Source organism: Microbacterium sp. B19, assembly GCF_000333395.1.
In the GTDB taxonomy this organism is placed as follows: Bacteria; Actinomycetota; Actinomycetes; order Actinomycetales; family Microbacteriaceae; genus Microbacterium.
Genome location: NZ_BADA01000211.1, coordinates 1 through 8542, shown reverse-complemented (window position 1 = coordinate 8542; position 8542 = coordinate 1). Strand labels below are relative to the sequence as shown.

Here is an 8542-nt window from a genome sequence, read left to right as displayed (position 1 = left end):
GGGCGCGCTTGCCGATCGCGACAGCAGCTCGCAACGCGAGCTCGGGGCACTGTTAGCCCTCCACCCAACCGATCTCGTCGCCATCAACTGCCGATGGGATACGTCGTGGATGCCATGCGCCAAGTGATGTACGGAGGCGACATCAGCCGCGTCGGGACGGACCTCGTCGTGCTCGGCACGTGGCTCGTCGGCGGCGTGCTGCTCGCGGCGATCGGCGTCACGCGCATGACGCACCACCGGACGCTCCGCGACCTGCAGCCGAGCCTGATCGGCTGAGTCAGCTCTCGTTCACGTCCCGGATGCCGTACGGGCACGCGGTCGCTCTACGTTTTGCGTGTGAAGGCACGGGGGGTGCTGGTCGCGGCGGTGTTCGCGGTCCTGACAACGGTAGGAGCTGTACCGTCGACCGCGCACGCGATCACCTACGCGTGCGCAATCGCTTCGGCTCAGGCGACGATGGAGGACGGGACGCTCCTCATCGACCAGATCCCTGCGACGGTGGTGAAGCCCGGCACCACGATCACGGTGAAGCTGACGATCGATCCGAGTATTCAGCCCTGTCCCGAGGGCGGCGGTGCGGCATCCTTTCCAACCGGACGGGCGACGGCTCGAGCGCCCCCTGGCTGGAGGCCCCGGGCGCATTGGAGTACACCGTGCGCGTCCCGACCGACCTCAAGGGCGGGGTCACGCAGCGGCTCGGTGATCACGACACGGGAGGAACTTCGGGTCGGTTCCGCTGTTCTCCGTGGCATTCCGCACGGAGAACGACGACCCGCCCCAGGGCAGTGCGACCATCGGCCCACCCATGAAGCTCGTGAACGGCACATGGATCCGGTGCGAGGAGCACCCGGAGATCTGCTGGCCGTCACCTTCTCCCACCCCTCCTCCGGATGCCGCACCTGCCGTGGTGTCGGACGCTGCTCCCCCGGCGGCCGCCCCTCCCGCCGCCGCGCCGACCGCTGCCCCCGCGGCGCCGGCCTCGGCGGCCGCGGAAGCCCCCGCCGCGACCGCGGACCCGACGACCCTCGGGGCGCCTCTCGTCGCGGCATCCGCTCCGCCCGGATGGCTCTGGCCGGGCATCGGACTCGCGGCGGCGCTGGGGGTCGTCATCGCCGTCGGCGTCGCCGTGGCGCGCCGCCGTGACCATCTCGCGCGGCTGCGCCGCATGGCGGAACGCGACTGAGGTCGCCCGCCTCGAGTGTCGACCGGGCGCGCGGTGTCGGGCGCCGCCGTCAAGACCGTGCGTCGGGGCCGCGCCGCGCCGTAGGGTCGTTGCACGACGATCGCGAAGGGATGCCATGGCCGCCCGCAACACCCGCCTGATGCGCTGCACGCCCGACGACCTGTTCGCCGTGCTCGCCGACGGCTGGCTGTACCCGGTGTGGGTCGTGGGCGCCGCCCGCATGCGCGATGTCGACCCGGAATGGCCGCAAGAAGGCGCCCGGATCCACCACTCGCTGGGCGTGTGGCCGGTGATGGTGCACGACACCACCGAGATGGTCGAGTGGGACCCGCCGCGCCGCGTCCGGCTACGACCCAAGGCCGGACCGCTCGGCCGCGGCGTGATCCGTTTCGACGTGCGCCCGCACCGGGACGGGATCGCCGTCACGATCGCCGAGGAGCCGGTGTCGGGGTTGCCGGCGGTGCTCCCTGGCATCCTGTGGCGACCCCTGCTGGTCCTGCGGAACCACGAATGTCTCAACCGTCTCGCGTTCCTCGCGGAGGGCCGGCGAGAGGAGCGGGAGCGCGGCGAACTCGAGGCGCGACCCGTGACACCCGACCCCGCGGAGGGCGCGGCGTCGCCGCAGGCCGAGAGCGACGCACGGGAATCGGATATCTGAACCTGCGGCAAACGGGAATGCGCAGCCGTTCGACACCCTTATAGTTGACAAAACACAACTTTCTCCCGGTGTCGGCGACGCCCGTCCGCCGCCCCTCCCCCGCCGCGTATGACCCTTCGCGCGGCCTTCTCTGTTCGGCCCTCTCTGTATCGAGGAAACGTGACCACTGCTGCCGTGTCGACCCCGACCACTCGAAGCACCCCGGTGATGACTCACCGCCAGATCCTGTTCGTCATCTTCGGGCTCATGGCGGGAATGTTCCTGTCCGCGCTCGACCAGACCGTCGTCGGAACCGCGATCCGCACGATCGGTGACGACCTCAACGGACTCAGCCAGCAGGCGTGGGTGACCACCGCCTACCTGATCGTGTCGACGATCGCGACGCCGATCTACGGCAAGCTCTCCGACATCTTCGGCCGCCGTCCGCTCTTCATCATCGCGATCGTGATCTTCATCATCGGATCGATCGCCGCGAGCTTCTCGACCTCGATGATCGAGCTCTCCGCGTTCCGCGCCATCCAGGGCCTCGGCGCCGGTGGCCTGATGTCGATGCCGCTCGCCATCATGGGCGACATCCTCGCGCCCCGCGAACGCGCCAAGTACCAGGGCTACTTCCTCGCGGTCTTCGGCATCTCGTCGGTCGTCGGCCCGCTCGTCGGCGGCCTGTTCGCCGGCGCGCCCGAGATCCTGTTCCTCGCCGGCTGGCGCTGGGTGTTCCTCATCAACGTGCCGATCGGCCTCGTCGCCCTCGCCATCGTGGTGCGGTTCCTCCACATCCCGCGTCACCCGCACGGCGCCGTCCGCATCGACTGGTTCGGCGCGGCAACGGTGATCATCGCTCTGGTGCCCCTGCTGCTCGTCGCCGAGCAGGGCCGCGAGTGGGGCTGGACCTCGCCCATCGCCATCGCCTGCTACATCATCGGGGCCCTCGGCATCCTGTCGTTCATCCTCATCGAGCGCAGCATGAAGGACGACGCGCTCATCCCGCTGAAGCTCTTCCGCTCCTCGACGTTCTCGATGGCGACGATCATCGGTGTCTTCGTCGGTTTCGCGATGTTCGGCGCGATGCTCACGCTCCCGCTGTATCTGCAGCTCGTGCTCGGCTCGAACCCGACCGAGAGCGGCTTCCAGCTGCTCCCGATGATCCTCGGCCTCATGATCTCGTCGATCGTGAGCGGCCAGATCATCTCGCGTACCGGCCACTACCGGATCTTCCCGACCATCGGTACGGCGTTCATGGCGCTGGGCTTCTTCACGCTGACGTTCATCAAGTTCGACACGTCCTACTGGCAGATCGCCGGGGCGATGCTCCTCATCGGCCTCGGCCTCGGCCAGCTGATGCAGACGCTGACGATCGCTTCGCAGAACTCGGTCGGTCCGCGGGACATCGGCGTGGCGACCTCGGGCTCGACGTTCTTCCGTCAGATCGGTGGAACGCTCGGCACCGCGGTGCTGCTGTCGCTGCTGTTCACGCTCATCCCGCTGAACCTGCAGACGAACTTCCGCGACCAGGGCACGCTGACCGACGCTCTGGATGCCGCCCTCGACCCGACCGTCGCGTCCGCTCCGGCCAACGCGGGCATCATGTCAAAGGTGTACGACCCGTTCGTCGAGAAGCTCACCGACGCGGCGCTGACCGGCGCGCAGGACGGCGTCCAGCAGGCGAAGGACGCCGCCTCCGCCGCTGTCGCGCAGCAGGTCGCGGCCGGGACGATCCCCGCCGCCGCGCAGGCGCAGGCCACCGCCGCCGCCGAGGAGCAGGCGATCCAGCAGGCCGCCACGGCGATCCAGGAGAAGCTGCCGGTGGCGAAGATCGCCGCGGACGGCACGGTGACGCTCGACTTCTCGGATGCCACCGCCCGCCGGGCCTTCGTCGACCAGGCCGTTCCGCAGATCATCGACAACATGTCGAGCTCGTCGGACTCGTCGTTCGACAACAGCACGATGGATGACACGTCGTTCCTGAACGGCGCCGACCCCCGCCTGACGAAGCCGCTGCTGGTGTCGTTCAACGCCTCGAGCGTCACCGTCTACTGGGTCGCGATGGGTGTCGCGCTCATCGCCTTCGTCCTGACGCTGTTCTTCCGGACGCCGCCGCTGCGGGCGAAGTCGGCGCTGCAGGAGTCGGCCGACTCTGAGCGCAAGGCCGCGGAGGCGATCGCGCTCGGCTGAGGATCTGGTCGGGCCGCGGCGCTCCTGCGTCGCGGCCCCGCCGCCCGCTCCATAAACGCTCCCCCTCGGCATAAACGCTCTGTCCGGGCGTTTCTGCCGAGGGGGAGCGTTTCTGCGTGCAGGCAGGCACGGCAGCCACCACGACGCGACGCGGACGACGCGGCGCACAGCGCCCCGCGCGTCAGCTCTCGGGGCGGGAGGGAGCGGCGATCGAGCCGCCCTCCTCGGTGCGGTGCTGCAGGTCGTCGACGTACAGGCCGGCTTCGTCCATCGTCCGGTTGCGGTACGCGGCGCGGCCGACCATGTGCGCGGCCAGCGGTGCGGTGGCGAATTGGATCAGGACGATCGGGATGCCGAAAGCCAGCGCCTCCCACGTGCGCACCGCGAGCACGACCGCGGTGACGATCAGCAGCACGCCGAGCACCTGCGGCTTCGTCGCGGCGTGCAGGCGCGAGGGGACGTCGGGCCAGCGCAGCAGACCGATCGTCGCGGTCAGGCACAGCACCGCACCGATCAGCACGAGCACGAGCGCGACGACGTCGAGGACCGATTCCAGGGTCACCGGGGGTTCTCCTTCCGCGCCACGAACCGCGCGACGGCGATCGATCCGAACACACCGACCGCCGCGATGATGAGCATCGCCGGGAGCGACCGGGTGTGGTGGTTGATGACCATGTCGGCGCCGAGGATGCAGACGACCTCGGTCAGCAGCACGTCCGCGGCGACCGCGCGGTCGAGGATCGACGGCCCGATCACGAGGCGGATGAGCGCGAGCACCGCGGCGACGGCGAACACGACCAGGATGACGACGATGAGGGCGGTCATATCGGGGTCCGTCCGTCGCGGGGCGTCTCGGCTGCGCGGTGCGCGTGGTCGTCGGCATCCGCGATCTGCCGCCGGAGGTCGGCGAGCTGCGCGCGCGACCCCACGGCACGCGTGATGCGAGCCTCCCACCCGAGCACGACGCGGCGCTGGTGCTCGGCATCCGCGTCGCTGCGGACGCCGATGGTGTGGAGGAACAGCGTGCGTCCCTCGCGGTCGACGTCGACGATGAGCGAACCCGGGATGAGGGATGCCGTGACCGCCGTGTGCGCCATGATCACGTCGTCGTCGACGCGGAGCGGGACGGCGATGATGGCCGCTCCGGGCGGGCGCCGGAAGTCCAGCACCTGCCACGCGACGACGAGCGAACCGCGCACGACCGCGGCGAAGAACGTCACGACGAAGACGAGGCCGTACCAGAGATTCAGGCGTCCCGACAGGTCGACCGGCGGCAGGCGGAACACGCGGGTCACGAAGACCGCGGCGAGGATGCCGGTGACGAACGCGAGCCACGTGAGCTGGCCCCACAGCAGCATCCACAGGGCCACCAGGACGACGAAGAACGGCAGCTGCTGCAGGAAGAAGCCGACCTGCGACCGGCGGGACGGGCTCATCGCTCGGCCCCCTCGTCCTGCAGCTGCACGAGCGTGATTCCCTCGGTGATGCGATCGCCCGCGCGCAGGCACAGGTCGAGCAGCGGTCCCGCGAACACCGTCAGCGACAGCGTGACGACGACCATGCCGGCCGTCGCCGCGGTCATGATCTTCGGGATCGTGCGCCGTTCGGTCGAGATCGCGGCCGCGGGCGCGTTGCCGAGGTACGCGATGCGTTCCGTGGTCTCGGCGGAGTCGTTCTCCTCGCGCCAGAACGACAGGTTCCACGCGCGCATCAGGGCATAGAGCGTCAGGATCGAGGTCACGATGCCGCCGACGATCAGCACCATCATCACGGGCGTGCCCACCTGCGCGGCGGCGTCGAACAGCGCGTACTTGCCGATGAACCCGGAGAACGGCGGGAGCCCGCCGAGGTTGATGGCCGGGATGAAGTACAGCACCGCGAGCACCGGCGCCGCCCGCATGAGGCCCTTCACCTTGAGGATCGACGTGCTGCCCGCGCGGCGCTCGATGAGGCCGACGGCGAGGAACAGGGTCGTCTGCACGATGATGTGGTGGACGATGTAGTAGATCGTCGCCCCCACCGCGAGCGGGGTGTTGATCGCGAGTCCGAAGACCATGTAGCCGATGTGGCTGACGAGCGTGAACGACAGGATGCGCTTGAGCTCGGCCTGCGCGACGGCGCCCAGGATGCCGACGATCATCGTCGCGAGCGCGACCATCATCAGCACGAAGTTGAGGTCGTTCGCGACGAACAGCTGCGTCTCGGTGCGGATGATCGCGTAGACGCCGACCTTCGTCAGCAAACCGGCGAACACCGCGGTCACGGGCGCCGGGGCCGTCGGGTACGAGTCGGGCAGCCAGAACGACAGCGGGAAGACCGCCGCCTTGATCGCGAAGGCGAGCAGCAGCATGAGGTGCAGGATCGTCTGCACGTCTTGCGGGAGCTCCGCCATCCGCTCGCTGATCTGCACCATGTTCACGGTGCCGAGGGCGCCGTAGACCATCGCGATCGCGGCGAGGAACAGGATCGACGACACCAACGACACGACGATGTAGACCACGCCCGTGCGGATGCGCGACTCGGTGCTGCCCAGCGTGATGAGCACGTACGAAGCCACGAGCAGGATCTCGAAACCGACGTAGAGGTTGAACAGGTCGCCCGCGATGAACGCGTTGAAGATGCCCGCGCCGAGGATGAGGTACGCCGGATAGAAGATCGAGACCGGGGTGTCCTCGTCGTTGTCGGCCGCGCCCTGCCCGATCGAGAACAGCAGGACCGCGAGCAGCACGATCGCGGTGACCACGACCAGCAGCGCCGCGAGCACATCGACGTACAGCACGATGCCGAGCGGAATCGGCCACCCCGCGATCGCCACCGCGATCGGACCGCTCGTGTCCACCGCGACCAGCAGGATCGCACCCAGCACGAGCACCGTCGTCAGCGCCAGGACCGACACCAGGATCTGCGTCTTCTTCCGGCGGCCGAAGATGAGGTTGATCGCCGCGCCGAAGAGCGGGATGCCGACGAGCAGGGGAACCAGGGCGCTCACGCGCGATCACCGTCTTCCGGGTCTCGGGTGTCGTCCTCGGATGCCACGGAGTCCCCGGATGCCACGGTCTCGGCGGATCCCTCGGGGCGCCGGGTGTCGCCCTGCGGCCGGTCGCGGCCCACGGCCACGCGGTCGACCGGGGCGTCGTCGACGAGCTGCGACAGGTCGCCCGCGTGCAGCACGCGGATCGGGGAGATCGCGTCGCCGATGAAGTCCGTGGTGACGTCGGTGTCGTCCGAGCGCGACTCCTCGTCCATGGCATCCTCCGGCTCGGCGGCCGTGCGGGCGCGGATCGCGACGTCTTCCGCGTCGTCGACGACGGTGTCGGCCTGACCGAGCTGCCAGGAGCGGTAGATGAGGGCGAGGAGGAACGCGGAGATGCCGAACGTGATCACGATCGCCGTGAGCGCGAGCGCCTGGGGAAGGGGGTCGGCCATGTCCGCGGCATCCGTCTTCCCGTCGTCGTAGAACGGCGCGAGCGCGGGCCGTCCCATGACGATGAGCAGCAGGAGGTTCGCCGCGTTGCCGAGCAGTAGGAATCCGATCAGCACGCGCGTGAGGCTGCGCTCGAGCATCGCGTAGACGCCGCAGGCGAAGAGCACCGCCATGACGATGATGAGGACGAACGAGATACTCACGGCACCGTCACCGTCCCGGTGTCGGTCCCGGCGTCGGCGGCGATGTCGGCGGCATTCTTCGACTGCCGGTCGACCTCGGCGCCGAGGCTGCGGAGGACGTCGAGCACGAGACCGATCACGACGAGGTAGACGCCGACGTCGAAGATCGTGCTGGTGACGAACTCCCAGTGCCCGATGAGCGGCAGCTCGCCCTCGAACGTGAAGCTCTGCAGCGGCGCGTAGCCGAAGAACAGCGGCACGATCGCGCACAGCACCGCGAGCGACATGCCCGCGCCGAGGAGGCGTCCGGCGTCGGTCGGGGCAGCGGCGCCCAGTTCCCAGCGTCCGCCCGCGATGTAGCGCATGACGAGGCCCATGCCCGCGACGAGGCCGCCCGCGAAGCCGCCGCCGGGGAGGTTGTGCCCGGCGAAGAGCAGGTAGATCGAGATGAGCATGATCGCGTGGAACAGCACGCGGATGATGATCTCCATCAGGATCGACCGGTTCTCGGGCTGCACCTTCGCGCCCGACACCAGCCACGCCCGCGGAGCGTCGGTCTCGCCCGAGCGCTGCGCGCGCACGCCGCTGTCGGTCTCGACCAGCGGACGCCGGCGTCCGAGACCCACGCGACTGCGGGCGGTGCCCGAGCGGCGGCGGGAGAGGTTGTCGCTGCGGTCGGTGATGAAGACGAGGGATGCCACGCCCGTGGCGGCCAGGATGAGCACCGACAGCTCCCCCATGGTGTCCCACCCGCGGAGGTCGACGAGCGCGACGTTGACGACGTTCTTTCCGTGGCCGATCTCGTACGCCAGGGGCGGCCACTCGAGCGAGATGGGCGCGTCCTGTCGCGCGGCCGTCGCGACGACGGCGACGAGCGCCATCGTGAGTTCGACGCCGACGCCGAGCGCGGCGCGCGCGATCGG

At 69.4% G+C, this 8542-nt stretch carries 9 protein-coding genes and 1 pseudogene; 4 read left to right on the top strand and 6 right to left on the bottom strand.

The genetic code is table 11. From position 1 onward, the window contains the following. Positions 1–81 precede the first annotated feature (81 nt). The 4 genes and pseudogenes from I5G_RS07785 to I5G_RS07770 all read left to right on the top strand — a co-directional run. Positions 82–276, top strand: a pseudogene (locus tag I5G_RS07785) (YhgE/Pip domain-containing protein); the annotation flags it as partial. Positions 277–745: 469 nt separating this feature from the next. After that, a complete protein-coding gene (locus tag I5G_RS25270) occupies positions 746–1183 on the top strand; it encodes a hypothetical protein (RefSeq protein WP_022878551.1) in 438 nt (145 codons plus the stop codon). A gap of 115 nt (positions 1184–1298) precedes the next feature. Then, complete coding sequence (locus tag I5G_RS07775; RefSeq protein WP_022878550.1) at positions 1299–1841, top strand: SRPBCC family protein; 543 nt, start codon at positions 1299–1301, stop codon at positions 1839–1841. Between the two features lie 207 nt (positions 1842–2048). Further along, positions 2049–4013, top strand: coding sequence for an MDR family MFS transporter (locus tag I5G_RS07770; protein ID WP_026095752.1), 1965 nt, complete (start codon positions 2049–2051; stop codon positions 4011–4013). 181 nt (positions 4014–4194) lie between these two features. On the opposite strand, the gene mnhG is transcribed toward I5G_RS07770, so the two are convergent. The 6 genes from mnhG to mbhE all read right to left on the bottom strand — a co-directional run. Then, positions 4195–4569 (bottom strand): monovalent cation/H(+) antiporter subunit G, encoded by a 375-nt coding sequence (gene mnhG / locus I5G_RS07765; RefSeq protein ID WP_051038695.1) that lies wholly within the window; start codon positions 4567–4569, stop codon positions 4195–4197. A 2-nt stretch (positions 4570–4571) separates the two neighbouring features. After that, entirely contained in the window at positions 4572–4838 is a 267-nt protein-coding gene (locus tag I5G_RS07760; protein WP_022878547.1) for a monovalent cation/H+ antiporter complex subunit F, read from the bottom strand. Continuing rightward, on the bottom strand, positions 4835–5449 hold the full coding sequence (locus tag I5G_RS07755; RefSeq protein ID WP_022878546.1) for a Na+/H+ antiporter subunit E: 615 nt from the start codon (positions 5447–5449) through the stop codon (positions 4835–4837). Before I5G_RS07755 ends, I5G_RS07760 begins: the two co-directional genes overlap by 4 nt. Continuing rightward, the gene (locus I5G_RS07750; RefSeq protein WP_022878545.1) at positions 5446–7002 is read right to left on the bottom strand and encodes a Na+/H+ antiporter subunit D; all 1557 of its coding nucleotides are present in this window, start codon (positions 7000–7002) and stop codon (positions 5446–5448) included. Before I5G_RS07750 ends, I5G_RS07755 begins: the two co-directional genes overlap by 4 nt. Next, the gene (locus tag I5G_RS21300) at positions 6999–7640 is read right to left on the bottom strand and encodes a Na(+)/H(+) antiporter subunit C (RefSeq protein ID WP_022878544.1); all 642 of its coding nucleotides are present in this window, start codon (positions 7638–7640) and stop codon (positions 6999–7001) included. Before I5G_RS21300 ends, I5G_RS07750 begins: the two co-directional genes overlap by 4 nt. Further along, a partial coding sequence (gene mbhE, locus I5G_RS21295; RefSeq protein WP_036327025.1) for a hydrogen gas-evolving membrane-bound hydrogenase subunit E occupies positions 7637–8542 on the bottom strand: 906 nt, incomplete at its 5' end. The genes mbhE and I5G_RS21300, both read right to left, overlap by 4 nt.